We start from the raw sequence: 25,093 nt of genomic DNA, 5'->3' as shown, positions 1-25,093 counted from the left end.
CTACCATATAAGAAGGAATACATAATGATGATAGATCGAAAATCAACAGAAAACCCATTTATGTTCATGATCGGAAACATCGAACAAAGAATAGCCGTAATTAGACAACAAAAAAATAATAACGTCATATCCTTTATTGGTACAGAGCGAAATTTTTCGTGTGTCCACAATAACTGATAGATTAAAATTGGGACAAAAATGATAAAGAAATGTAACAATATTTCTGAAAAATCCATAATCACCATTCCCATAAGTAGGCTTATAATTTTAATTATACAGCAACCTCCATTTTTTTACCATTTTTTCCAAAATATTATATTTATATATTTTTTCTATTTTCGTACAACGATTCAAAAAAATGTCTCTTGCTATTGGGAATATGGATATTAATAGAATGAAAACAAAAAACTCGAGCAAAAATTTTATGCTACGAGTTTTTTGTTTTATCTGTCTAAATTAAATGGTCTCTCCCAATTGTCATGTTCATCTACTCCAATCTCTCTTTAAAAAAATAATGCCAAAAGAACAGGGATAAAGCTTATGATCAATGAAAAAAAATTTAAAATATTAGTTTGCATGTTAATTTTCTTCTAATCCTTAAAGAATTCCTTGTTTAAATTTGATAAAATAGGTGCAAGCTTAAGGAGGATTTAATAAAATGAATAAATTCATTAACCACCGAGTCAATCAAATCGAAATTTCTGGGATAAGAAAATTTTTCAACCTAGTAGCTCCCTATAAAGATGTGATTGGCCTTACGATTGGCCAGCCTGATTTCCCAACTCCTTCACACATTAAGGAAGCAGCTAAAAAAGCAATTGATAACGACTTCACTGTTTATACACATAATGCTGGTTTCCTTGAAGTAAGAGAAGCTTGCTCATTATATGTAAAAGAGAAATATAACCTTGATTACTCAGCCGAAAACGAAATCATTATTACAAGTGGAGCCAGTGAAGCCATTGATGTTAGCCTTCGAACAATTTTAGAAGAAGGAGATGAAGTGATTTTACCAGGTCCTGTTTATCCAGGTTATGAACCGATTATTAAATTGTGTGGAGCTAAACCAATTTACGCGGATGTAACAGAGAAAGACTTTAAATTAACAGCTTCTGTCATACAAACATACTTAACACCCAAAACAAAATGTTTTATTCTCCCGTATCCTTCAAATCCTACAGGCGTTAGCTTATCAAGAGAAGAGTTAAAGGAAATTGCAGAACTCGTAAATGGAAAAGGGATCTTTGTTCTAGCGGATGAAATTTATAGTGAGCTCGTCTACGACCGACCACACGTATCCATCGGCGAATTTTTGAAAGAGCAAACGATAATCATTAATGGCCTTTCAAAATCGCATTCCATGACAGGCTGGAGGATCGGCTTCCTGTTTGCAGACGAATCAATCTGTAAACAAATTCTAAAGGTACATCAATATAATGTCACATGCGCCTCCTCCATTTCACAAAAAGCCGCTCAAGCTGCTCTTACAGTTGGAAAAAACGATGCGCTTCCTATGAGAGAGGAATATAAGAAAAGAAGAGACTATGTTTTTGAAAGATTAAATTCGATGGGGCTCAAGCCTGTCAAGCCTGATGGAGCCTTTTACTTTTTCGTAAAGCTACCTAATGGGTGGAATTCTTCTTTTGAGTTTGCTTTAGAGCTTGTTGAAAAAGCAAAAGTGGCTGTTGTACCTGGCAGTGCTTTCTCTCCACTAGGTGAAGGATATTTCAGGTTGTCTTATGCGTACTCAATGGAAACATTGAAAGAAGCATTCGATCGATTAGACAAATTCTTAAACACATAATTTCAAAAAATGCCGTACTCTCCCCTCTTTTAAAAGGTTTTAGAGTCGGCATTTTTGTTTCGTTATCCCCTGTTGTTCTTATTGTTTTTTGAAGGGTTGGCAAATTCTTGGGCAAATTCTTCTTTCATAGTAGCAGAATTAAAGCCCTGTTTATTTTTTTGCTCTGCATCATTCTTTTTTGTCCTTTTAGCCATCTATACTTCCCTCCTTTTCACCATTATGTTTTGAAAAGGAAGGATTCATTATGCATCCACCCAAATGGGAAGCTTGCTTTTTCCATTCTTCATTCTCTTGAAATTACTCAAATACATTAAAAAGCAATCGTTTGAATTGTTTAAATTTTTCCCTTTTTCTTGATTCCCGTTATAATAGAAGTGATTAATATAGAAGGGGGAGAGAGAATTGGAATTAGGATTAAAAGGTAAGATAGCATTGGTGGTGGCTTCAAGCCAAGGACTTGGCAAGGCAATTGCTGAGGAGCTTTTAATCGAAGGTGCCAAAGTTATGCTTGTGGGGAGAGAAAAAAACAAACTTCAGCGTGTGAAAGAAGAATTTTCTTCATACGGTGAAGAAAATGTAGAGTATGTTGAAGCAGATATCACTAAGCCAGACCAAATAAAAAATATGGTTCAAAAAACGATTGACGTGTTTGGTGGAATACATATTCTTGTAAATAATGCCGGAGGACCGCCAGCAGGATCCTTTGAGGATATGACGGATGAGATGTGGCAAAAGGCGTTTGAGCTAAATTTATTAAGTTATATCCGGATCATTCGAGAAGCTCTGCCTTACTTAAAACAGCAAGGCGGGAAAATTATTAATATTGCTTCTTCTTCCATAAAAGAGCCCATTCCAGGATTGATTCTTTCTAATACGTTCCGTACGGGTATAGTTGGACTTTCCAAAACCTTGGCCTTGGAATTTGCCCCATATGGAATCCTGATTAATACAGTAGCTCCTGGTCGAATCTCTACCGACCGAGTAAGGCATTTGGATCAAGTAAACGCTGACAAAAAAGGTGTTTCCCGTGAAGAAATAGAAGAGGCTGTTAAAGCCACTATACCTCTTTGCCGTTACGGAGAGCCAAAGGAATTTGCAAAATTTGTGACCTTCCTCGTATCAGAGGCCAATTCATATGTAACCGGAAGTGCCTTTTTAATTGATGGCGGAATGGTCAAATCCATTTAAAGGGGGATATTTATGGACTTGCAAAACATGCAAATCGGTTTTATCGGTACTGGTGTAATGGGTAAAAGCATGGTCCGTAATTTAATGAAAGCTGGTTTTTCTGTTTCCATTTTCACTCGTACAAAAGAAAAAGCCGAAGATCTTCTTTCAGAGGGAGCTTCTTGGGCACATTCCCCAAAGGAATTGGCTCAAAATTGTGATGTGATTATTTCCATTGTAGGTACCCCTCAAGACGTAGAAGAGGTATACCTTGGAGAAGAGGGAATCATTACAAATGGAAAAGAAGGTTTATATATTATCGATATGACAACCTCAAAGCCCTCCTTAGCCAAAAAGCTTTACGAGGAAGCAAAGAAAAAAGGTATTTCTTCATTAGATGCACCTGTATCCGGGGGAGATATTGGAGCAAGGGATGGAAAGCTTTCCATCATGGTAGGGGGAGACAAAGAAGCTTTTGAAAAGATGCTACCTATTTTTCAAGCAATGGGAACCAATATTGTATACCAAGGTCCGGCAGGTTCAGGTCAACATACAAAAATGTGCAATCAAATCGTTATAGCTTCCGGCATGATCGGAGTTTGCGAAGCGCTGGTGTATGCAGAAAAATCCGGTCTTGATCCAGAAACAGTTCTTCAAAGCATTTCAACAGGTGCTGCTGGCAGCTGGAGCTTATCCAACTTGGCTCCACGCATCATTAAAGGTAACTTTGAACCTGGATTTTTTATCAAGCATTTCATTAAAGATATGGGTATTGCGCTAGAAGAGGCAGAAAAAATGGGAATGGATGCCCCTGGTCTTTCCTTAGCAAAACGGATGTATGAAGAGCTTGCCGAAAAGGGTGAGGAAAATAGCGGCACACAAGCTCTTTATAAGTACTGGCGTTGATATACGTTTCGTCTTGAGATGAACATGCATATCCCCTTCTTTTTACGAATAAAATGTTATATGTTTCGCGAAAGAAGGGGATAAGTTATGGGCTTATTTGATGATATCGAGGAAAAATTTATGGAGCTTGAAGACGGAAATTATGTAGTCCGAATCGACGGATTCAGTAGGGAAAGAACCGTGACTGGTGCTAAGCCATTAAGATGGGAGCTTACCTTGTTGAATGATCATTCTTCTCCTCTTCCTACCAAGTTTAGTCACATTGAAACAAACGCAGGCTTTCAAATTTTATTACGAGAACTAAAGAGCTTAGGATATAATAAACCTGCTAATTCACGGGAATTAGAAGAGATCTTAAATTCCTTGATTGGATGCATAGTTGAAGTCCATCTAAACACAACAAATCGAGAAGAAGGCTACCGAGAAATAAAGTTATTAAGGAAGCTTTACTAAAATGAAATTGCGATCATATAAAAGAAATAAAAATGGGCCTCACCACTACTGGCGAAGCCCAATTTCTATTAATGTTTAACCACACGGTTAACTGCTTGTAATACTTCTTCATTCGTTCTCATTTGAAGAACTTCCTCAGCAAGCTTTTCCATGTCTGCTTTGGAAAGATTACGAATTAATGAACGTGCTTTCAAAATGGATGTCGCACTCATGGAGAATTCATCTAATCCAAGCCCCAATAAAATTGGAATCGCAGTTTCGTCACCGGCCATTTCTCCGCACATGCCAGCCCATTTGCCTTCTTTATGGGCAGCATCAATAACCATTTTTACCAATCGAAGAATGGCAGGATTGTATGGTTGATATAAGTATGAAATTCTTTCATTCATTCGGTCTGCAGCCATCGTATACTGAATTAAATCGTTTGTTCCGATGCTGAAGAAATCTACTTCTTTTGCAAATTGATCAGCTAAAACAGCTGTTGCAGGGATTTCAACCATGATTCCCACTTCAATATTGTCAGACACTGCAATGCCTTCTGAAACAAGCTTTTCTTTTTCTTCTTCTAGCATTGCTTTAGCTTGACGGAACTCATCGAGAGTAGCAATCATCGGGAACATGATTTTCAAGTTTCCGAAAGTACTTGCACGAAGTAATGCTCTAAGCTGTGTACGGAACATATCTTGTTCTTCCAAGCAAAGACGGATTGCACGGAATCCTAAGAACGGATTCATTTCTTTAGGCAGGTTTAAATATGGCAGCTCTTTGTCTCCGCCAATATCAAGTGTTCGAACAACAACAGGCTTTCCGTTCATCCCTTCTAGAACAGCCTTGTACGCTTCAAACTGTTCTTCTTCCGTAGGGAGCTGGTCACGGCCCATGTATAAAAATTCTGTTCGATAAAGACCTACACCTTCTCCACCATTAGAAATGACTCCATCGATATCTTTAGGCGTGCCGATGTTTGCAGCCAACTCAACATGATGTCCATCTTTGGAAATCGTTTTCTCATTCACAAGCTTAGCCCATTCCGCTTTTTGCTTTTCATACTCTGCGATTTTTTCTTCATATTCTTTGAGCAATTCTGGTGTTGGGTTAATATGAACTTCACCATTTAAACCGTCAACAATAATGATGTCTCCATTTTGAATCGTTGAAGTCGCTTGTTTTGTACCCACTACAGCCGGAATTTCCATTGAACGAGCCATGATGGCAGAATGGGAGGTTCTTCCACCGATATCAGTCGTGAAAGCCTTCACATATGTTCTGTTAAGTTGGGCTGTATCAGATGGCGTTAAATCCTCTGCAACAATAATCACTTCTTCAGCAACCATGCTTGGATTAGGAATTTGAACACCGAGAAGATGAGCCAGTACACGCTTCGTTACGTCACGAATATCTGCAGCTCGCTCCTTCATGTATTCATTATCCATTTGTTCAAACATGGTAACAAACATATCAGCTGTTTCTTTTAATGCAAACTCAGCATTAACATTTTCATTCTTAATTTTATCTTCAATCGGATTTAATAATTCAGGATCACTCAAAACTAAAAGATGGGCATCAAAAATTGCAGCCTTATCGGCTCCTAATTCTTTCTCTGCACGGTCACGAATAGCTTGAAGTTCAGTCTTTGATGTTTCAACAGCGCTTTGGAAGCGAGCAACTTCAGCTCCTACATCCTGAATCTCTTTTTTAGATACAGATAAATCAGGTTCAATTAATCTGTACGCTTTCGCAATTGCAATTCCATTTGATGCGGCAATACCAGTTAACAAAGTTGTCATTATTCAGCTAAACCTTCTTTTTTAAGAGTTTCTTCAAGCGTATTCATTGCTTCCTGTTCGTCGCTACCCTCAGCAGAAATCGTGATTTCAGCACCTTGACCTATTCCAAGCGACATAACACCCATAATAGATTTAAGGTTTACTTTTTTGCCTTTGTACTCAAGATTGATTTCAGAATCAAACTTTCCTGCTGTTTGAACAAGAAGAGTTGCAGGACGAGCATGAATACCAGTTTCAGCGATCACTTTAAAAGTTTTTTCTACCATTAAAATCAGACTCCTTTATCAATAAATAGTATGATTAGCTTACGTCGCTTCGCTTCAATTTCTATGGAAAATACTATCTATTAATGTTGCACAAATTGGATAAATGTATGTTTTACACAAAATAATTAAGCGAAGCGAGGAAGCGAATGAACAAATTCTAATGATCTTAAGATAGTCAGACAACTGACATCTCCAATACAAAGAATAACATCAAAAATGCTACGATACAATGTATTTTACAACATTTCGTATGCTGAAAATGGTACAAAATCTTGAAGGTAAAATCAACTAATGAGATTTTTTAAATAAATGTAAAATGTAGGGTAACCACACTAATCCTTCACCTTTTCAGATTGTTGTACCATACAATTTCTTTGTGATATTGTATATAATATTTTAAACTAAAACAATGCCATTGCTTATCCTACATCATCATTGAATGGAATTCAACTCATATACGGTTTGTAAATGTTCACTAGAAGAACTGATTCTTAAAGAAGTAAAAACCTACTCCAAAATGATAAGAAGCCAAAGTGAATAAGAAAAGCGGAAAACGGCTTACCCTGAACAATCATTTCCCATTGTTTAGGTAATCCGTTTTTTTTTCAATTATAGTCCTTGAATGGATTTAGAATTATAATCATCGTCCCATCTATACTCTGTAACCTATAGGAAGGTAACGATTATACCTTCCAATCTTTATTGCTCATTATTCGTGGTTATGGTTTTTATTTTGTTGTTAAGAAAATGTTTATTCTTCGTATATCATTTTTTTCGTCATACCACCATCTACAATGATGTTTTGACCGTTGATAAAATCATTTTCAGGATCAGCCAGAAATAAACAGGCTTTCGCGATATCCTCCGGTTTTCCGACTCTTTTTGACCAGTGCTGTTCATGATCCTTGTCTGTTAATGCTTCATAATCTGTGGTCTGAATCCAACCTGGACTCACGCTATTTACCCGTATCTTTTTATTTTGCAAGGATGCCGCTAGTGCGTGTGTTAATGCAATCATTCCTCCTTTAGAGGCTGCATAGGCTTCAGAGTTCGGTTCTGACATGAATGCTCGGGTCGAAGCAATATTGATTATACTCCCCCCGTCTGACATGATTTTCGCTGCTTCCTTTGAACCAATAAATACGCTACGTAAATTTGTATGGATGATTTCATCCCATTCATCAACTGATAGCTCCATCAAAGGCTTAAATCTTGAAACGCCAGCATTATTGATCAAAATATCGATCTTGCCAAAAACCTTGGCCACATGTTGGAATAATCGTTTAAAATCGGCTTCTTTCTTAACATCTAGAGGAAAAAATAAAGCCGAACCCTTAATTGATTGAACTTCCTGAAGAGCTTTCTTTCCTTCCTCCTCATTAATATCGGCCAGAATGATATGAGCTCCTTTTTGAGCAAATGCTTTCGCAATTCCTTTCCCAATTCCTTGACCAGCACCAGTAACAACAACAACTTTATCTTTAAACACGATACCCACCTCTTTTTCTTACTGATTTCTATAAAGTGTAACTTTTTTCGGAATTTTTTGTTTTTATACAAAAAATAAATTTTTGTTGCCTTCTTACCTATAATTGAGCCATTTTTCTTAGTAAATTATTCAAAACCTCACACTTTTTCTATTAAAAACATTATTTTCTAAAATCTACAACATTTTCTGAATCTTTTATAGTAAAAATACCCGGGAATAACTGAAAACGCGTTTTAGAAAGTAGGATAAGGTGGAAAATTTTAATGAAATGGTTAAGCAATATTCTCCTATGGTCTACAAAATTATCCATTCTTTACGCATTTACAAGAATCAAGAAGACTATTATCAAATAGGTTTGATAGCGTTATGGGAGGCATATGAAAAATTCGAAATCAGTAAAGCTTCTTTTGTCACTTTTAGCTACAACATGATACGAGGAAGAATTTTAAATGCTTTGCAAAAAGAAAAGCGTATAGATGATAAACTAGTTTTATATGAGCCTACTTCCTATGTCCTTATAGAAGGTTCACCGATGTGTGATCATTATTTTCCCTACGAAATTTTGAAAAGTTATGGTGAAGATTTGACAGATCGACAGCTTTGTTGGATCCTTCATCATTTTATTGAAGACTTATCAATCGAACAAATAGCAAAAAAATATAATGTCAGCAACGAAACCGTAAAATCTTGGAGGAAAGGAGCATTAAAAAAACTAAGGAGAAAACATAAAACGTAAAGCTCCACTTCTCTTTTTATGAAAAAAAGGTGATTCTCGAATCCAACAAGGAATCAAGAGTCACCTTTCTATTATTTTACAATGATATTCCCAGAATTTATTTGAACTCCATAGGAAATTCCTTGAAGCTTACTCCATACTTTCCTTTTAGTATGAGCATCTTGTGCTATGATTTGATTTTTATAAATGTAATATGGCGAAAAACCCATATTTACGGTCTTATACTTTATTTCAAGATGCAAAATACCAGTTTGGGCAGTATTTCCTTTTACATAATCAGGGAATAAAAAATTCCCTAAAGAATAGGCAATAGGTTTCCCTTTATAATATTCGAAGCCCTGCAGGACATGAGGATGACTTCCGATAATTCCATCCGCTCCGGCATCGATCATTTTTTTCGCCCAAGTCCTTTGATAGCTCTCCGATTTTTCACTTTTTTCTTTCCCCCAATGAATATACACAAACAAAAATTCACTGTCCTTTTTCTCTTTTTTGATACGGCTCAACATGTCTTCTAGATTATACCCATCGGCAATACCCGCGCTTTTGCTCCCTGCTTTCCAGCTTGCATCTGGAAGCACCCTGGAAAAAGCCATAAATTTGATTTTTTTCCCATTTATTATTTTTACATATGGCTTATTTGCATCAGTTGCATTGCTACCAGCACCTACATATGGCATGTTTGCCTTCTTTAAATAGTGCATCGTATCTGACAAGCCTTCTTTTTTATAATCCATCGTGTGATTATTAGCCAATGATACCAAGTCAATACCGGCATTCTTCAAGCCAGAAATTGAAGTGGGGTCTGACTTAAAATTATACGTCTTTGGATAAGGAGAGTTTCTCGTTGTAATCGCAGTCTCGAGGTTGGCTACCGTTAAATGACTTTTCTTCAATTCAGGGGCTACAAATTGAAAAGGAAAGTTGACTCCTTTCTTTTTCATTGCTGTTTTTACAGACCAATCCATCATCATATCCCCGACAAAAGAAATCTTGATTGGAGCGTATAAATCTATGATATTACTATTTTCAATGTATCCAAGCCGTCCAAATACATTTACTCCATAGTAGCTTTTATGCAGCTTTATAAACGGGAGCCGATCCCCTTTTTGAAATTCTGCAAAAGCAATTGGCTTGCTCGTGGACAAATCAAACACTTTAGCGTTTTTATTTAACTCAATAACACCCAAGTTTTTCCCATTGATCCTTCCATTTGCAAATAGAGCTTCTTCGTCACGGTATGTTCCCTTTTTGCCTACATAGCCTTTTTTATCCCCAATCTGTACTACATGATATCCATCTAATTCACCAGTTCTTACATATTGTTGTCCCTTTATAAGGTATCCAGCTTTTTTATACTTGCCATTCATTTTGTAATAAAACGGGGTATTCGAATCAACGACAGAGAAAAATTTTGTCTGTTGATCGAAGGGAAGTGAAGCATTTTTTGCATCAATATAACCCAGTCTTCCACCCAGCAAAATTTTATAAAAATCACCTGTTTTTTCTTCGAAGGCTAAAGAAGTGTCCCTATTCAACTCTCCTATTCTATGAGATGAGCTGTTCGTGTCAAAATATATCGGAGCTTGAGTTTTGATTATGATAAGTCTTTGATTTTTGGAAGGCAATGAATGGTATGAATAATTGTCAATAGAGGAGCCTTTTACATATTTTTTTTCGACAAAACCTACTGAATTTCCAAAAGCCATTTCAAAATGATTAGAGTGCTCTTTAAGGATTCGAAAGGTTTCGTTTTTATTGAGATGACCTAGCACTTGTAACTTTCCTTGAAGAGCACTATATATTTTCACTTTTTCTAAAGTAGTAAAATATTTTGTCTCATCTGCTTTTGAGATGGTCAAGTGTGATACAACTAATATGACCACAAAAAGCGATAATACCATGTATTTTACTGATTTCCCTCCGATCCGCATTCCCATCCCCCTATATGTTTTCCACTCATTTTACAGTAGTTATTATAAAAAAAATGTCGAAATGCGGATTTCAATAGAAATTCCTTCTATTTAACTACGAGGTTTCTCCATATATTGATAGGTGACTTTCCCACCGTGTTGAGCAATACCACGAAAATGTTTAAAATCCTGGCGTTTCACAAGCTCTGTTCGGAATTCAAGAAAATCTTCCTTATTAACGGTATATTCATTTAATTCACCTGAAGCCAGCTTGTTTAATATTTCTTGGATCAAACTTTTTTCCATGAAAACCATCCTTTCCTAAAAAATATAAAAGAGGCTGACTACAGCAACATCTTTCAATCATCTTACAATGTGAATGCTATTTTTTCTACTCACTTGTTACATGAAAATGAAAGGTGTGATATTGTGTCAACCTCTTTTATAAATACGTACATCTTAAAGTTTAAATTTTTGAATTTGGGATTGCAAATGCTCTGCTAATTTAGATAAGCTTTCTGCTGATGCTGAGATTTCCTCTATAGCTGCCGTCTGCTCTTCTGTAGCAGCGGCAACATGCTGAGTGTACTCATGTGAATCATTGGATATTCTTGTGATTTCTTCTGCAGATTCAACTAATTCTTTCATGATCTCGTTCATTCGCTCCATTGCTTCAGAAATCGAATGGGATTGTCCTGAAATACTTGAAATGGAACTTGAGATTTCCATAAAAGCCTCTCCAGCTTGGTCGACCACTTCTTTCCCAGCTAATACAGATTCTTTTCCTTTTTGCATCGTTTCTACAGCTTTTCTTGTTTCTTCCTGAATTAATTGAACTAGTTCTCCTATATCAGACGCTGCTTGGCCGGATTGCTCAGCAAGCTTTCTCACTTCATCTGCAACAATAGCGAAGCCTCTTCCGTGTTCACCTGCTCTTGCCGCTTCAATCGCAGCATTTAAAGCCAGTAGATTGGTTTGATCTGCTACGGCCGTAATCAGATTGAGAATTTCACCAATTTCTGTTGATTTTTCATGCAATACATTAGCGATCCCTACCATTTTTTCTGTATTATCAGCAATAATATTCATTTGGTTCATTCCGTTTTTGACAAGCATATTTCCTTGTTCAGCAGATTGGGTAGATTTCAAAGCAGATTGTTGCATGGTTTTAATGCCATCATGAATGTTCGTGAGCATATTTGAAATGTCTACCGTTTGATTTTTTACTGAATTCATTTTTACAGACTGCTCTTCAGCACCAGCAGCAAGCTGGATGGTTGAATTGGATATTTCTTCAGTAGCTTTGCTCGTGTGTTCACTGCTTGCACTAAGCTGTTGTGAAGAGGCAGCTAGAAGTAGGGAAGACTCATTCACATCCACTAAAAGCTTCCTTAAATTAGAAGTCATGATCCCAAAGGCTTTTGCTAATTGACCAACTTCATCGTTATTTTTTACAGAAAGCTCATAAACACTTAGGTCTCCCTCAGCCACTTTGCTTGCCTGTTCAGCAATTTTCCTAATCGGCAAACCAATGTGACGTGCAAATATTATGACGAAAATAGAGCCAATGATACTAGAAAGGAGCAAGGTAATACCAAGAATATACAATATTTTATTTGCTCCACTATTAAAATCCATCATATATGTACCTGATGCCACAACCCATTGCCAATTCGGATCTTTTTTTGCGTACACGATTTTCGGAGCCAAAGTATCTGGATCATTTGGAAGTGCCCAATCATATTTTGTAAAACCACCGCCATTATTGGCTTTTTTGATAATATCCTGCATGAAATAAAAGCCTTCTGCTGTTTTCGTTTCATATAAATTGTCTCCTTCAATCACTGGATGCATCAAAAGAGTACCTTGATCGTCCACCACATATAAGTAACCGTTTTCACCAATGTCAATATCTTTTGTTATGGACCTTTTTCCATCCTTGCCCTTTTCTCCTAACAGCTGAACCTTCACAGCTTCCTGAGCTTCTTCTAAGGTCAGCTCTCCAGACTCAACCTTTTCTTGGGCAATGTTAATCATCTTCAATGCAAAATTCACATCATTTTTTAAGCTTGTCTCAGCTAATGTATTTAATTCTTGCTTTGAGATATAAAAAGCGATTGTACCTATTATTAACCCAGGGATTATTAATAGCATTAAACACATCAGAATCATTTTTTTCTTAATCGAAAGCTTCATTTTTCCACCTCTCATAAATAAGTCCAAACAATCATACACATAAATTTTAAAGTAGACAAACTACTTATTCAAGATTAGGAATATTGCGAAAAATAACACTGTAATAGTGTAAAATTATTAAATCAACGTTTTTTGAAAAATTTTTTTTATAATTTTTATGGATGAGGACTCATAATTTTCCATTTCCGAAATACATTTTACATATTTTATTAAAAATTTCTTTACGAATATGGAATAATAGTGCAAACTGTATAATAAATGTTTAATTTTTTGATCATTGACAAAAGTATGTTTTTTTTGATGGTTAAAATAGAAGTAAGGATGTGGGGCTAATGAAAATAGCTGAAATTGGAAATGTAATAGAATTCAAGGAAGGTCTCCAGGGCGTTGTCGAAAAAGTTAATGAAAATTCAGTGATTGTTGATTTAACTTATATGGAGAATTATCGTGACTTAGAGCTTGAACAAAAGACAGTAGTCAATCATAAAAATTATAAAATCATTCATGAAAGTGTACCCACAGGTAAATGCTAGATTAATAAGCATAAAAGGCTGAATCGAAAATATGAACTTCGATCAGCCTATTTTTATGCCATCCTTTCTTATTCCTTTTCATCCAACTCCTTAAGAGATTTAATTTTTCCGTGCGGCTTTTGGTCTTGCTTTCTAACAGTCCAAACACGTTCTTTTTCTCTTTTCGATTTTGACATTTTCCTCACTCCTTTCTTTGTCTTCTTAATTTGTGAGATAGACAAAAATTTATTCGCTATGCAATTTTTCCCTGTAACACTTAGTCTCTTTAATTTCTATCATTTTTTCTGTTACAATTATTTTTGTTTGATAAGGAGGGAGAGCTTTAGATATGAAAAAAAATGTGGCAGATCTTCGCCTTTTCTTAGGGTTAATCTGTGCCCACATATTACTAAATATTACGTATGATGATAAAGCAGTTTTTTGGTATATTTTTACTGCAACTATTTTATTCTTAGTCAGTATTGCCATCTTATCTGAAAGAATGGATGATGAGCTGTCCATCTTACCATACCTTTTATACGGAGTTTTATCTGGAGCCCTTTTATATAGTGTTTTTTGGATTGGATATAAACTTATGAAGCTTTTCGATATTTCACCGTTAGTGAATGATGTAGCAAAATTATATAATATTTATGCTCCTCAGATGATATGGCAATATGTCGTTCTACTATTCATCATCATCCCAGGTGAAGAAATATTCTGGAGAGGGTTTATCCATAAAAGGATCTCGCGTCTCTTTCATAAAAAATGGGTCATTCCCCTATCCGCACTCATGTACACTTTACCCTTGATATACAGCGGAAATAAGGCATTGCTAGTAGCAGGGTTTGTTGCTGGACTATTTTGGAGCTTTTTGTATGAATGGAAAAAAAGTCTGCCTCTAGTTATTATTTCTCACTTGACGTTCGATTTATTGCTGTTGTATATATTCCCCTTTTTGTAAGCTTCAATCAAAACCTTTAGGCCAGGCATTACCACCTATATGATGAATCATCACTATTTTCTGCTTGGCCATTTTGCATTTTTTTGTCACTGTTTTATGACGTAACATAGGTTACAATCTATAGTAAATGTTATATAATCCCTTTAAACCCATACATAGTTAGTGCATGATAACTTTTCACCTTATATGCCATCTATATTGATTGGGATATTCAAAAGTTGCTACAATCGTTTAAAGAAAGATTTGGAGGGGCTTATATGAGAAAATTGAAATTTTTCACCGTCATTGGGATCTCTGCTTTGCTTTTGTCCGCTTGTGGGGCAAATGACGCAACAAAAGAACAAGTTCATGAGAATTCAGCAGCTGAACAAAACCTACAAGATAAAACAAATACTAAAAATGGTTCTTTAGAGAAAGACACCCCATCAACGGATGATGAATTGATCCGATTAATGGAGCAAAACCTGACCTATTCAATCAACGGTGAAAAAATAGAAGAGACTGCTTTTCTAACAAACAGTGATAATCAAGGTTATTCCATGTATGTTCTTCCACAATTCGAATTAACATCGGAAGAACCTATGAAGGACATTCTCTATTTAAAAGAACATGATGACGTTTTTATGAGGATTGAATTGTTGTCCGAAGATACTGATTGGACAGCTGAGGAAAGCACCACAAAGGCTCAGCTAAAGGCTGTTTCTAATCATGTTGAAGAAGCAAAAGAGGATTTTCTCAAGGCTGATCAGTCTGCTGCCTTCCAAGCTTCCAACGAAGAAGAAATCATGACTGCCGTCCTTTTTAAGAACGAAAAGAACCCTCTAAAGGTCACTATGTTTACAAAAAAGGGCCTTGATTACAGACAAGCTTTTATGGAAATGGCCAAAACAATCGAAAGAAATCAATGACAATGAAAGGGTTAGCCTAGTCTTCAAAGTTCAGACGTAGGCTAACCCTTTTCCTATGTTAATCATATGTGGTCACCTATTCCTACTTTTCCAATAAAGCAGAAATAAGAACAAGAGACTAATATAGCCAAAAAGAGGATACAAAATCGATAATAGGACGCCATACTGTATTCGACTGATTACAATGGCAATGATAAAAATAGAAACAAATATAATCAGAGGCTTTACCGTAATATATGTACTTGCTTGTTTTTCTAATCCAAATGCATTCCCTATAATAGATGTAAAAATTTCACCGTAAATGATGAATACATAAATCCAATAAAATTGAGGAGCCAGTTTTTTCATAATTTCCGCAGTTGGAATATTAAATTCGCTAAAATTAGGTAAATTAACAAGTGCAGCATGGGAACAAAGCAAGATCAGTGCCAAAAGTGTTCCCCCTAAAATCCCTCCATATCTGATAACTCCTTCATTTTTTACATTATAAGCTACTGGTACAAGAACAGCCTGGGCCAATGCAAGATTAAAGGCTGCATATGAAAACGGCGTTAAAACAAATTTCCAATGGCTTATATTTTCAGGAATATGTAAAAAACTAGTAAAAAACTGAGAATGAGTAATCGATAACATACACATTATGACACTAAAAAAAATCATAATAGGTACTACAAAAGAATTGACTGCAAATAAGCCTTTAATGCCTTTAGTAAGAATGAATAGCGACAGGACAACAGTCAGTAAAACTCCTTTTAATTTAGAAATTCCTAACTGTTCCTCAAAAACCGCTCCTGCCCCAGACAGCATCACAGAAGTTACTCCTAACAACATAATAAAAAAAAGGAGATTGATAAATACAGCTGCTTTTTTCCCGAATAAATAGGCATTCAGTTCTTCATACGACCTTGCCCCAATGTTGGCTGAAAGCAGCATTAGCTTCGTTCCAAGCTTGATAAATAGTAAGCCTGCTATCAAAATACTGATTACTCCAAGAAACCCATACTTTGAAAAGAACTCTACGATTTCCTTACCAGTTGCAAACCCTGCTCCAACCACTGTTCCAACATAAACTGCAGCTATTTGAAAGGCTTCTGTCCACCTTGACCTCATTTCCTCTCCCCCTCATATAAAAAGTATATGAGGTAGGTAAGATAAATAGACAAGCCTTTACTCTTGTCTTTTAATAATACCCCTTTGTGCTAGAGGGATTTTTTTTTGTAAAGATTGTCACATAATATGGTAATATTGCTGCCAAACAATGAACCATTTTTTCACTCGATCAAAATAATTTAACTCATAATAAAAATGACCTTCTTAACCAGGTCAGCTAAAAAAAGATTCAAAACAGAGACATGCTCTATTTCGAGTCAATTACTCAATTAAAGCGCTTCATCATCTACATCATTCAGCCATTTTTCAATTTCACCGACAACTGACTGCACACAGCCGTCCTCAAACGGAGAAATCAAATTCGCTGTTTTGACAAGTCCGAGGAAGGATTGACTTCCACCTTGTTTACACAAGTTCACATAATCTGACCATGCTTTTTCTTTGTCTTTCCTGGAACGCTTCCAGAATTGAAGAGCGCAAATTTGGGCTAGCGTATAATCAATGTAGTAAAAAGGAGTAGAATAAATATGCCCTTGTCTTTGCCAGAATCCACCTTCTTCAAGATATGTCAAACCATCGTAGTCCCTGTGCGGCAAATATTTTTCCTCAAGCTGTTTCCAGGCTTGTTTACGTTCCATAGGTGACATGTCCGGATTTTCATAAATAATGTGCTGGAATTCATCCACAGCTACACCATAAGGCAGGAAGATTAAAGCACCGCTAAGATGCGCAAACTTATATTTATCCGTATCCTCTTCAAAGAACAGGTCCATCCACGGCCATGTGAAAAATTCCATACTCATCGAATGGATTTCGGCGGATTCAGAAGTAGGCCAAATATATTCAGGTATTTCAAAATTTCGGCTGCAATATACCTGGAATGCATGCCCTGCTTCGTGCGTGAGTACATCAATGTCTCCTGATGTTCCATTGAAGTTCGAAAAAATAAATGGGGCTTCATACTGATCGATAAATGTACAGTATCCTCCGCTTTCCTTCCCTTTTTTCGCAACCAGGTCCATTAAGTTATGTTCAATCATAAAATGGAAGAATTCATCCGTTTCTTTCGATAGTTCTTTATACATTTTCTTTCCTTTTTCAATGATCCACTCTGGACCGCCTTTAGGCTTTGCGTTCCCGTTCTTAAATTTGAATCCTTCATCGTAAAATTTTAATGACTCAACACCGATACGTTTTTGCTGACGTTCTTTTAACAATGAAACGATCGGAACTATGTATTCTTCTACTTGTTTTCTGAAATTAGAGACCATCTCTGCATTATAGTCCGTACGTTGCATCCGGTTATAGCCTAATTCAACAAAGTTTTTGTATCCAAGCTTTAAAGCCATTTCATGACGGACCTTTACCAGCTCGTCGAAAATCCGGTCAAACTTTTCCTCGTGATCCTTGAAAAATTGAAACTTTGCTTCTACAGCGTTCTTCCTTGTTTCACGATCAATGGACTCCGTATACGGATCAATTTGAGCAAGAGTCTTCTCTTCCCCATCAAATGATATTTTGGCAGAAGCGACGAGCTGGGAATATTCAGTAGTCAGCTTATTTTCTTTTTGCATGAGAGGAATAATTTCAGGACTGAACGATTTGATTTGACATTCAGCCAAATCAAATAACTGTTTCCCCCACTTATCTTCTAACTCTTTCCTAAATTTTGAGTTAATCAACTCTTGATAATATTGAGTGACTAACTCATCGACCTCGGGTTGCACTTCATCTATATATTCCTGCTCTTTTTTATAAAATTCATCATTCGTATCAATTGAATGCCGGATGTAGCAAAGTGTGAACATCGTGTTCACGTTGCGGCGAATCGCATTGATTTCTTTCATTGCCTCATCCTGTTGTTCAAAATGATCCGCTTGTTTAAATTTTACTAGTGCCTTATTGAATTCTGCCTTTATAACATCCATTTTGGGCCTTTCATACACATAATCTTGGAACTTCATGAAAAAATCACTCTCCTTTATCATTCATATTATATTTCGATTTTATTTGGAAAATCTCCTTTTTTACTATCAATCAACAACAATAATGAAAAAACAACAAAAAAGGCCGGTTCAAAAATCATACCCAGATTCTTTGAACCGGCCTTTATTTAAGATTGAACGGCATTCAAACCTATTTTTTTTAATAATTCAATAGCTGTTGCTTTTTCTTCAGGAGTTAAAACGTTCATAATTTCATCAATTCTTTTTTCATGTTCGGGAAAAATTTCACGAATAAATTTTTTTCCTTTTTCTGTAATTCGGGCATAAGTGACTCTTCTATCCTTTTTGCAAGCAACCCTAATAAGGAACTCCTTCTTCTCAAGCTTGTCCACCACATATGTAATACTTCCGCTTGCCAGTAATATTTTTCCTCCGATTTGCTGTAGTGGCTGATCACCCTTGTGATAGAGTAATTCCAACACTGCAAATTCAGTAGGATTCAACCCATGTTGGGCAATAAATTGATTTACTAAGTCATTTATGGATCTGTGCGCCCTCGATAATACAATGAATAGTTTGAGTGATTGCTGAATCGAATCAGAACTCATTATGGCACCACCTTGTTTTGTAACCAACAAAACTCAAATATCTTGAATTCAAAAATATTTTAAAGAAATAGACGTTCATTGTCAAATACATTCATTTCATGGGAATTTCGCTTTTCCTATCATGTATCAAACGAAAAGCTTTGTTATAATAAAATTGTTAACTTTTACTATTATTAGAGAAAGAGATGTACTATGTCGAAAATAAAACGAAATGTTTTACTCTATATTCTGCTTGTCGTAATACCTTCCATAATAGTGAGTATCAGCTATACATATTTTTCTGAAATAGCATCCCAAAAGGAATTGCTTCACCAAATGAAACAGGACGGCATCGTTCACCAGCAATACCTTGATACATTAATCCTTGAAACAGTGAACCGTCTAGATATCATTGCCATTGTCGTGGCAGATAAACAGTACGCACAAAATAATATCTCTAAACTTCTTAAAAAAACAAAAGAGTCTGAGAATCGATACGAAAACCTGTTTTACGTTGATAAAAAAGGGATCGTTATTACCTCTACAGCTTCCAAATGGGAAGGACATCGATTACTTAAAGCACCAACATTGAATCTTCTTCACCAAACGAAAAGGTCGATTGTCCTTGATCAAAAGCAATGGAATGAAAAAAATCAAACCTTCTTATCGATCGGATCTCCTGTCTTTAATGAAAAAGGAGATATTCAAGGGTTTATTGTCGGCAGGCTTCGATTAGATTATATCGAAAACATCATGAGCCAGATTACACCTGAATATAATATTTCGATTACAGATCGAGCAACTAGAAAACTAGCTATCTTAAAAAAACAGAACAAAAACACTCATTTATTTATCCCTCTAAACAATGCTTCATGGACGATTCACTTGGTAAATGCAAAAAATCACCAGGGTATAGATAAACGAAATTTCATTAGTACCGTTTTTCTTACTCTCGTAATTTTTCATATTATCTTTCTTTCTGTGAAGTATTTTTTATTGAAAAAAGAAACCAAAAAACAAAAAGAACAATATGAGAAGCAAAAGCTAGAAGCGGTTGGAACCTTAGCTGCAACAACTGCCCATGAAATAAAAAATCCACTAACAGGGATCAAAGGGTTAGTTCAGCTCTTAAGCGAAAAATATACAGATAAACAGGATCAGAAATATTTTTCCGTCATTCAAAATGAAATAACAAGGATTAATAACATTGTAAATGAATTTCTAATCCTTGGCAGACCGACCATTCAGGAGCTCAATAAAGTCGATATTTGCAAAGTAATACATGAACTAAAACCTATTATTCTTGCAGAAGCATCCTCTTACACCATAAATGTAAAGCAAGTTGACTGTAAGGAATTAACCTATGTTTATTGTGTGAAGGATCAATTGAAGCAAGTTATTCTAAATATTGTAAAAAATGCCTTTGAAGCATCAAAGGTTGGGGATCTCGTAGAGATTTGTGTATTTCAAAATGATGATCAAGCCATCATTCAAATCAGCGACCATGGAATTGGCATGACAAAAGATACCCTGCAAAAAATATTTCAGCCCTTTTTTACAAGCAAAGAAAACGGTACAGGTCTAGGTCTGTATATTTGTCAAAGAATCATCCGGCAATTCAATGGGCACATTCATGTGATGAGTGAACCAGGGATCGGGACAACTGTGAAAATCGTATTACCACTAGTAAAATGATCATTTGGAATAGGAGCTAGCATAATGAAAAGCACTGCACTTCAATTAAAAAATCATTCACCTCAATCTGTTACAGCCTATCGTTTTTTATTTATCATTGGCTTTTGTCACCTATTAAATGATTCGCTGCAAGCAGTTGTACCTGCCATGTTTCCAATCATAGAACGTTCAATGGCTTTATCCTACACCCAATTAGGTTTTATTGGGTTTGCATTGAGTATGATTTCTTCTGTCATGCAGCCGGCTGTTGGCTGGTATACCGATAAAAAGCCAATGCCCTATGCACTTCCACTTGGGTTAACTAGTACATTAATTGGAATCGTACTTTTAGCTCTAGCACCAAACTATCTGACTGTCATCTTCTCGGTCATTTTGATCGGTATCGGTTCTGCTATTTTTCACCCTGAAGGATCACGGGTTGCCTTTATGGCTGCCGGAACGAGAAGAGGACTTGCCCAGTCCATCTATCAGGTAGGAGGGAATACAGGTCAAGCATTAGCACCATTAATTACTGCAATTATATTGGTACCTTTAGGGCAAATCGGAGCTTTATGGTTTGCGCCAGTTGCTTTTATTGCTGTATTGCTACTCGTTTACATTGCAAGATGGTATTCTCATCAGGTTACAATGAACCATACTAAGAGAAAAAGCAATGACCAAAAACCATTCAAAATTACACCGACCATTAAAAAAGCACTTGCTATTATTCTTTTCCTAATTTTTGCAAGATCTTGGTATATATCCTGTATAACCAATTACTTTGCTTTTTTCTTGATTGAATCCTTTTCTTTTAGCATTGAAAAAGCTCAAATATACTTATTTGCCTTTTTAGCTGCAGGAGCTTTAGGCACTTTGCTCGGTGGCCCGCTAGCTGATCGATTTGGCAGGAAAAACATTATTACGATTTCCTTGCTTGCTTCAGCTCCATTGACCATTCTTTTACCTTATGTGCAAGAGCAACTGACTTTGATCCTTCTTTTTTTCATTGGCTTCATTTTAATGTCCAGCTTTTCAGTAACCGTTGTTTACGCTCAGGAGCTAATACCAGGCAAGGTTGGAACAATGTCTGGCTTAACAGTCGGTTTAGCGTTTGGCATGGGAGCGATCGGTTCAGTGCTCCTTGGAGCCCTGGCAGATACCATTGGGTTAGTTCAAACGATCCAAGCGGTGGGCTACTTACCTCTACTTGGTTTATTAAGTCTTATGCTGCCATCTGATAAGGTAATTAGAAATTGGTATTAAAGCACTTCCTCCTTGTATGAAGTGCTTTAATATAAATTCTAAAAATTTTAACAATTCTATATACTTCTTTCTACAAAAATCACATATAATAAAATTAGGAGGATTTGCATATTAAATGTGGAAAGGAGTGCACATCATGAAACTTTCCCCAAGCTACAGAGAATATTATCAAAAATCCATGATACCTATGGGAGTAAACGACCAAAATACGTACCAAACAGCTGGCGAAGAAAATGATTCGAGGATGTTATTGACACATTGGCTTGTTGCCCTTCAAGGCGAACCAGAAAATCCAGATTCAGATTTTTATGTATGGCGAGTCATAGTCTATCCTGCAAACTCAGAGGGTTCATTTAAATGGAACGATCCTTACTACGCTTCACCCCCACATCGCTGCATACAAAAAGCCATTGAATTCGCTCGAACAATTGAAACATGTGCAAAAAGTGACAACCTCATAAATTCCTTTTCTCAAAAAATCAGTTAATCTATACAGATAAAAAACTCCACTTATTTATTCTGAGATGAAACGTCTCTCTTTTTTCCCTATAATTGTGAAATATCATACATACGATGTAAACCTATTACAAAATCTTCTATAACCTCGATACTTTTTCTTACAATTTTTTAGTCATCAAATTGATTTCTTGACTAACAACCCTGTATTTCCGTTGATCCCACATTACTTGAATAATACCTCCGTTATTTAATATCCCGCCCAGTTCTTGATGCTTGCATAAAACAACATCATTGTATTCAATCAAAAATCCCCACTGCCATCTCTGCAATGAGGATTTTTTTGCTTATGCTAATCTAAAAACAATACCTTTCCCGCCTTCAGGATATTCCCAATGGATATTTTCATACGGACACCCAATCCTGCAGCTTCCACATTCGTGACACCCTTCGTATCCTACCTGCATTCTCTTTCCTTCCCATTTGTAAACCTCAGCTGGACAAAATATTGTGCAAATTTTATCTGGACATTGAGTCAGACAAATTTCATGACTTTTAACAATTAAATGCGATTTTTTATCTGCCTTAAAACGGATCAAATACTGTTTTTCTTCAATTGTCTTCGTTGACATTATTTCACCGCCTTCCAAGCTTTATAAACATCCTTCAAAACGCCTAGTGTTCCTTTTTCTGAGGTGACAGACTTTATAATCTCTTTTTGTTTTTCTCTCTTTGGTGTGCCATCAACCGTAAAGAACTTACTTGCAGCGCGGTTCATTAATGGAATATACTCCTTAAAGTATTGCGGATTGTTTTCGAACGTATGCGTAGCATCTTTATACTTCATTAAGTCTTTAATAATAAAGCTGTTATAAAGGGCATCTTTATATTTACTTAAAGTAGCTTCGCTATAATCTCCTTTTTCTTTGGCTGCTATAATGGTTTCTGCTGCCATTTTGCCAGACGCCATTGCCATGTTCGATCCTTCACGATGGATGGCATTGACAAGTTGGGCAGCATCTCCTACTACCACAACACCGTTTCCAACAACTTTCGGGACAGAATAGTAGCCGCCTTCAGGTATTAAATGAGCTAGATATTCAGCCGACTCTCCTCCTTCGAGAAGAGGCTTAACCATCGGATGATTCTTCAAGTAGTCTAATAGCTCATAAGGCTTTAATTTCGCCTTAATCATACTGGACAAAGTTGTTCCTACTCCGATATTGATGCTTTCTTTATTCGTATAAATAAAGGCCGTACCAAGATTCCCTTTTGTGGCATCGCCAAATATTTCAATGGTACATCCTTGATTGTCGCTTAAATTGAATCTGTCATTAATCTTATCTTTTGGGAGATTAATAACTTCCATGACAGTTAAAGCCACTTCATCTGGCCTGAATTCCCTGTGGAAGCCCAATTGCTTGCCCAGCAAAGAATTGACTCCATCCGCCAACACGACTACATCAGCGTAGACCTCTCCATCCGGACGGTCTGTACGTACCCCAACTACTTTACCATTATCAACAATACACTCTTTTACAACCGTTTCATTAATTAATAGTACGCCTTCCTCTACACCCTTTTGTGCGAACCATTGGTCAAATTTGGCCCTTAAAACAGTAAAGTTGTTGTAGGGCTCCTGACCCCATTCCAATCCTTTATATCCAAACGTAACAACGGATTCCTGGTCCATCATCCAAATACGCTGTTCAATAACAGGGCGCTCAAGCGGAGCTTCCTTCCAAAATTCTGGAATGATTTCTTCCATTTGCTTACGATAGAGAACCCCACCCATCACGTTCTTACTACCTGGGTATTCTCCCCTTTCGATTTGCAACACCTTTAATCCTGCTTTTGCACATGTATAAGCGCAGGATGTACCCGCGGGACCCGCCCCTACGACAATTACATCAAATTTTTCCGGCATAGCTGACTTCTCCTCCTTTCGTGCTTAAAGCATTTTTGAATTGCTCAATTAAGATGGGCAGAATTTCATGTGCATCGCCAACAATCCCATAAGTGGCAACATCAAAAATTGGAGCATCAGGATTTTTGTTGATCGCAATAATCACTTCGGAGTTTTTCATACCTACAACGTGTTGAATCGCACCGGAAAGACCAATGGCAAAGTATATCTTGGGAGTTACAGTTTCACCTGTCTGGCCGATTTGCAGCTCATGAGGCAACCAACCAGCTTCAATAACATCACGAGTTCCCCCAACGCTTGCACCAAGCACCTGAGCCAGCTCATGAATTAATTCAAACCCTTTTGCATCTCCCATACCTTTACCGCCGCAAACGACAATATGAGCATCTGCAAGATTGCTTACTTTTGATGTATCCTTAACAATCTTTAAAACTTTTGTTCTCATATCCTCTTCTTTCAGTTCGATGCTTTCCTCTATAATCTTCCCTTGTCTACTCTCATCTCTTTTTAGGGCTTTCATCACTTTCGGTCTCACGGTAGCCATTTGTGGTCGATGTTTTTTACATAGGATGGTCGCCATGATATTTCCACCAAAAGCCGGTCTACTGGCTTCTAGCAGCCTATTCTCTACATCCACATCAAGCATTGTTGTATCGGCAGTTAAACCGGTACTTAAATCGGTAGCTACAGCACTGGCAAGATCTTTCCCGTTTGGAGTCGCTCCATACAAAAAGATTTCAGGCTTATATTTCTTTGATAATTCGTTAACGCCCTTCATGTACGATTCAGTTCTATAGTTTTCCAATACAGGATGATCGATTACATATACCTCGTCTGCTCCGTAATAAATAACTTCCTTAGCAAGATTTTTTACATTGGATCCTAACAAAACGCCTGCAAGTGGTGCTTCAAGCTTATCAGCAAGCTTTCTCCCTGCTCCAAGTAATTCAAGAGACACTCCTGCAATTGCACCTTCATTTTGCTCGATAAACACCCAGACACCTTTATGTTCCTCTAACATTCTTTACC

General features: G+C 36.6%; 25 protein-coding genes. 11 read left to right on the top strand and 14 right to left on the bottom strand.

Annotated features, from left to right (window positions below; translation table 11 throughout):
* Positions 1-658 precede the first annotated feature (658 nt).
* Positions 659-1,804 carry an aminotransferase A gene (locus GD441_RS09905; protein ID WP_153126219.1) on the top strand — a complete coding sequence of 382 codons (1,146 nt, stop codon included), beginning with the start codon at positions 659-661 and terminating at the stop codon, positions 1,802-1,804.
* A 62-nt stretch (positions 1,805-1,866) separates the two neighbouring features.
* On the opposite strand, the gene GD441_RS17440 is transcribed toward GD441_RS09905, so the two are convergent.
* Positions 1,867-1,998: a hypothetical protein gene (locus GD441_RS17440; protein WP_263862439.1), complete on the bottom strand. Its 132-nt coding sequence runs from the start codon at positions 1,996-1,998 to the stop codon at positions 1,867-1,869.
* Between the two features lie 208 nt (positions 1,999-2,206).
* Between GD441_RS17440 and GD441_RS09900 the strand changes: the two genes are divergently transcribed.
* From GD441_RS09900 to GD441_RS09890, 3 genes are all read left to right on the top strand, one after another.
* A complete protein-coding gene (locus GD441_RS09900; protein ID WP_153126217.1) occupies positions 2,207-2,992 on the top strand; it encodes an SDR family oxidoreductase in 786 nt (261 codons plus the stop codon).
* 12 nt (positions 2,993-3,004) lie between these two features.
* Positions 3,005-3,877 (top strand): NAD(P)-dependent oxidoreductase, encoded by an 873-nt coding sequence (locus GD441_RS09895; RefSeq protein ID WP_153126215.1) that lies wholly within the window; start codon positions 3,005-3,007, stop codon positions 3,875-3,877.
* A gap of 87 nt (positions 3,878-3,964) precedes the next feature.
* Positions 3,965-4,330, top strand: a complete 366-nt coding sequence (locus GD441_RS09890) for a hypothetical protein (protein WP_153126213.1) — start codon at positions 3,965-3,967, stop codon at positions 4,328-4,330.
* A 68-nt stretch (positions 4,331-4,398) separates the two neighbouring features.
* Here the strand turns inward: GD441_RS09890 and ptsP are convergent, their stop codons facing one another.
* The 3 genes from ptsP to GD441_RS09875 form a co-directional block, all read right to left on the bottom strand.
* On the bottom strand, positions 4,399-6,117 hold the full coding sequence (gene ptsP / locus GD441_RS09885; RefSeq protein ID WP_153126211.1) for a phosphoenolpyruvate--protein phosphotransferase: 1,719 nt from the start codon (positions 6,115-6,117) through the stop codon (positions 4,399-4,401).
* On the bottom strand, positions 6,117-6,383 hold the full coding sequence (locus GD441_RS09880) for a phosphocarrier protein HPr (RefSeq protein WP_153126209.1): 267 nt from the start codon (positions 6,381-6,383) through the stop codon (positions 6,117-6,119). Before GD441_RS09880 ends, ptsP begins: the two co-directional genes overlap by 1 nt.
* A gap of 751 nt (positions 6,384-7,134) precedes the next feature.
* Positions 7,135-7,875, bottom strand: coding sequence for an SDR family NAD(P)-dependent oxidoreductase (locus tag GD441_RS09875; RefSeq protein WP_153126274.1), 741 nt, complete (start codon positions 7,873-7,875; stop codon positions 7,135-7,137).
* Between the two features lie 265 nt (positions 7,876-8,140).
* Between GD441_RS09875 and GD441_RS09870 the strand changes: the two genes are divergently transcribed.
* Complete coding sequence (locus GD441_RS09870; protein ID WP_153126207.1) at positions 8,141-8,608, top strand: sigma-70 family RNA polymerase sigma factor; 468 nt, start codon at positions 8,141-8,143, stop codon at positions 8,606-8,608.
* Positions 8,609-8,679: 71 nt separating this feature from the next.
* On the opposite strand, the gene GD441_RS09865 is transcribed toward GD441_RS09870, so the two are convergent.
* From GD441_RS09865 to GD441_RS09855, 3 genes are all read right to left on the bottom strand, one after another.
* Entirely contained in the window at positions 8,680-10,542 is a 1,863-nt protein-coding gene (locus GD441_RS09865; protein ID WP_191992143.1) for a CapA family protein, read from the bottom strand.
* A 90-nt stretch (positions 10,543-10,632) separates the two neighbouring features.
* Positions 10,633-10,827, bottom strand: coding sequence for a hypothetical protein (locus GD441_RS09860; protein WP_153126203.1), 195 nt, complete (start codon positions 10,825-10,827; stop codon positions 10,633-10,635).
* Positions 10,828-10,980: 153 nt separating this feature from the next.
* Complete coding sequence (locus tag GD441_RS09855) at positions 10,981-12,717, bottom strand: methyl-accepting chemotaxis protein (RefSeq protein WP_191992142.1); 1,737 nt, start codon at positions 12,715-12,717, stop codon at positions 10,981-10,983.
* A 332-nt stretch (positions 12,718-13,049) separates the two neighbouring features.
* On the opposite strand from GD441_RS09855, the gene GD441_RS09850 reads away from it, so the two are divergent.
* Positions 13,050-13,250 (top strand): YkvS family protein, encoded by a 201-nt coding sequence (locus GD441_RS09850; protein WP_153126199.1) that lies wholly within the window; start codon positions 13,050-13,052, stop codon positions 13,248-13,250.
* Between the two features lie 68 nt (positions 13,251-13,318).
* Here GD441_RS09850 and GD441_RS17185 read toward each other — a convergent pair whose 3' ends face one another.
* The gene (locus GD441_RS17185; protein WP_225434193.1) at positions 13,319-13,426 is read right to left on the bottom strand and encodes a DUF6254 family protein; all 108 of its coding nucleotides are present in this window, start codon (positions 13,424-13,426) and stop codon (positions 13,319-13,321) included.
* A 152-nt stretch (positions 13,427-13,578) separates the two neighbouring features.
* Between GD441_RS17185 and GD441_RS09845 the strand changes: the two genes are divergently transcribed.
* The gene (locus GD441_RS09845) at positions 13,579-14,193 is read left to right on the top strand and encodes a CPBP family intramembrane glutamic endopeptidase (protein WP_153126196.1); all 615 of its coding nucleotides are present in this window, start codon (positions 13,579-13,581) and stop codon (positions 14,191-14,193) included.
* Between the two features lie 257 nt (positions 14,194-14,450).
* On the top strand, positions 14,451-15,101 hold the full coding sequence (locus GD441_RS09840; protein ID WP_153126194.1) for a hypothetical protein: 651 nt from the start codon (positions 14,451-14,453) through the stop codon (positions 15,099-15,101).
* A 72-nt stretch (positions 15,102-15,173) separates the two neighbouring features.
* Here GD441_RS09840 and GD441_RS09835 read toward each other — a convergent pair whose 3' ends face one another.
* The 3 genes from GD441_RS09835 to GD441_RS09825 form a co-directional block, all read right to left on the bottom strand.
* Positions 15,174-16,211 carry a YkvI family membrane protein gene (locus GD441_RS09835; RefSeq protein ID WP_153126192.1) on the bottom strand — a complete coding sequence of 346 codons (1,038 nt, stop codon included), beginning with the start codon at positions 16,209-16,211 and terminating at the stop codon, positions 15,174-15,176.
* Positions 16,212-16,480: 269 nt separating this feature from the next.
* A complete protein-coding gene (locus tag GD441_RS09830) occupies positions 16,481-18,175 on the bottom strand; it encodes a M3 family oligoendopeptidase (RefSeq protein WP_153126189.1) in 1,695 nt (564 codons plus the stop codon).
* A gap of 149 nt (positions 18,176-18,324) precedes the next feature.
* Complete coding sequence (locus tag GD441_RS09825; RefSeq protein ID WP_153126187.1) at positions 18,325-18,765, bottom strand: MarR family winged helix-turn-helix transcriptional regulator; 441 nt, start codon at positions 18,763-18,765, stop codon at positions 18,325-18,327.
* Between the two features lie 192 nt (positions 18,766-18,957).
* On the opposite strand from GD441_RS09825, the gene GD441_RS09820 reads away from it, so the two are divergent.
* From GD441_RS09820 to GD441_RS09810, 3 genes are all read left to right on the top strand, one after another.
* A complete protein-coding gene (locus GD441_RS09820) occupies positions 18,958-20,439 on the top strand; it encodes a PAS domain-containing sensor histidine kinase (RefSeq protein WP_153126185.1) in 1,482 nt (493 codons plus the stop codon).
* A 24-nt stretch (positions 20,440-20,463) separates the two neighbouring features.
* Complete coding sequence (locus tag GD441_RS09815; protein WP_153126183.1) at positions 20,464-21,681, top strand: MFS transporter; 1,218 nt, start codon at positions 20,464-20,466, stop codon at positions 21,679-21,681.
* A 136-nt stretch (positions 21,682-21,817) separates the two neighbouring features.
* The gene (locus tag GD441_RS09810; protein ID WP_153126181.1) at positions 21,818-22,168 is read left to right on the top strand and encodes a hypothetical protein; all 351 of its coding nucleotides are present in this window, start codon (positions 21,818-21,820) and stop codon (positions 22,166-22,168) included.
* Positions 22,169-22,484: 316 nt separating this feature from the next.
* On the opposite strand, the gene GD441_RS09805 is transcribed toward GD441_RS09810, so the two are convergent.
* Genes GD441_RS09805 through GD441_RS09795 form a run of 3 tightly spaced genes read right to left on the bottom strand, consistent with a single transcriptional unit; the run spans position 22,485 to position 25,085 of the window.
* Entirely contained in the window at positions 22,485-22,769 is a 285-nt protein-coding gene (locus GD441_RS09805) for a ferredoxin family protein (RefSeq protein WP_153126179.1), read from the bottom strand.
* Positions 22,769-24,064, bottom strand: coding sequence for an FAD-dependent oxidoreductase (locus GD441_RS09800; RefSeq protein WP_153126177.1), 1,296 nt, complete (start codon positions 24,062-24,064; stop codon positions 22,769-22,771). The genes GD441_RS09805 and GD441_RS09800 overlap by 1 nt, the downstream gene beginning before the upstream one ends.
* Positions 24,048-25,085 carry an electron transfer flavoprotein subunit alpha/FixB family protein gene (locus tag GD441_RS09795; RefSeq protein WP_153126175.1) on the bottom strand — a complete coding sequence of 346 codons (1,038 nt, stop codon included), beginning with the start codon at positions 25,083-25,085 and terminating at the stop codon, positions 24,048-24,050. The genes GD441_RS09800 and GD441_RS09795 overlap by 17 nt, the downstream gene beginning before the upstream one ends.
* Positions 25,086-25,093 lie beyond the last annotated feature (8 nt).

The organism is Peribacillus tepidiphilus, from assembly GCF_009466385.1.
Lineage (GTDB): Bacteria > Bacillota > Bacilli > Bacillales > DSM-1321 > Bacillus_BN > Bacillus_BN tepidiphilus.
Note: the sequence above shows the minus strand (reverse complement) of the source record. Positions and strands in the feature narration are given on the sequence as shown.

Bases quoted from the DNA above. Each gene is read 5' to 3' on its own strand.
- GD441_RS09800 (WP_153126177.1), bottom strand. From the start codon at position 24,064: ATGCCGGAAAAATTTGATGTAATTGTCGTAGGGGCGGGTCCCGCGGGT.
- GD441_RS09815 (WP_153126183.1), top strand. From the start codon at position 20,464: ATGAAAAGCACTGCACTTCAATTAAAAAATCATTCACCTCAATCTGTT.
- GD441_RS09840 (WP_153126194.1), top strand. From the start codon at position 14,451: ATGAGAAAATTGAAATTTTTCACCGTCATTGGGATCTCTGCTTTGCTT.
- GD441_RS09825 (WP_153126187.1), bottom strand. From the start codon at position 18,765: ATGAGTTCTGATTCGATTCAGCAATCACTCAAACTATTCATTGTATTA.
- GD441_RS09845 (WP_153126196.1), top strand. From the start codon at position 13,579: ATGAAAAAAAATGTGGCAGATCTTCGCCTTTTCTTAGGGTTAATCTGT.
- GD441_RS09850 (WP_153126199.1), top strand. From the start codon at position 13,050: ATGAAAATAGCTGAAATTGGAAATGTAATAGAATTCAAGGAAGGTCTC.
- GD441_RS09830 (WP_153126189.1), bottom strand. From the start codon at position 18,175: ATGAAGTTCCAAGATTATGTGTATGAAAGGCCCAAAATGGATGTTATA.
- GD441_RS09870 (WP_153126207.1), top strand. From the start codon at position 8,141: ATGGTTAAGCAATATTCTCCTATGGTCTACAAAATTATCCATTCTTTA.
- GD441_RS09820 (WP_153126185.1), top strand. From the start codon at position 18,958: ATGTCGAAAATAAAACGAAATGTTTTACTCTATATTCTGCTTGTCGTA.
- GD441_RS09890 (WP_153126213.1), top strand. From the start codon at position 3,965: ATGGGCTTATTTGATGATATCGAGGAAAAATTTATGGAGCTTGAAGAC.
- GD441_RS09905 (WP_153126219.1), top strand. From the start codon at position 659: ATGAATAAATTCATTAACCACCGAGTCAATCAAATCGAAATTTCTGGG.
- GD441_RS17440 (WP_263862439.1), bottom strand. From the start codon at position 1,998: ATGGCTAAAAGGACAAAAAAGAATGATGCAGAGCAAAAAAATAAACAG.
- GD441_RS09860 (WP_153126203.1), bottom strand. From the start codon at position 10,827: ATGGAAAAAAGTTTGATCCAAGAAATATTAAACAAGCTGGCTTCAGGT.
- GD441_RS09855 (WP_191992142.1), bottom strand. From the start codon at position 12,717: ATGAAGCTTTCGATTAAGAAAAAAATGATTCTGATGTGTTTAATGCTA.
- GD441_RS09810 (WP_153126181.1), top strand. From the start codon at position 21,818: ATGAAACTTTCCCCAAGCTACAGAGAATATTATCAAAAATCCATGATA.
- GD441_RS09895 (WP_153126215.1), top strand. From the start codon at position 3,005: ATGGACTTGCAAAACATGCAAATCGGTTTTATCGGTACTGGTGTAATG.
- GD441_RS09835 (WP_153126192.1), bottom strand. From the start codon at position 16,211: ATGAGGTCAAGGTGGACAGAAGCCTTTCAAATAGCTGCAGTTTATGTT.
- GD441_RS09795 (WP_153126175.1), bottom strand. From the start codon at position 25,085: ATGTTAGAGGAACATAAAGGTGTCTGGGTGTTTATCGAGCAAAATGAA.
- GD441_RS17185 (WP_225434193.1), bottom strand. From the start codon at position 13,426: ATGTCAAAATCGAAAAGAGAAAAAGAACGTGTTTGGACTGTTAGAAAG.
- GD441_RS09880 (WP_153126209.1), bottom strand. From the start codon at position 6,383: ATGGTAGAAAAAACTTTTAAAGTGATCGCTGAAACTGGTATTCATGCT.
- GD441_RS09805 (WP_153126179.1), bottom strand. From the start codon at position 22,769: ATGTCAACGAAGACAATTGAAGAAAAACAGTATTTGATCCGTTTTAAG.
- ptsP (WP_153126211.1), bottom strand. From the start codon at position 6,117: ATGACAACTTTGTTAACTGGTATTGCCGCATCAAATGGAATTGCAATT.
- GD441_RS09865 (WP_191992143.1), bottom strand. From the start codon at position 10,542: ATGCGGATCGGAGGGAAATCAGTAAAATACATGGTATTATCGCTTTTT.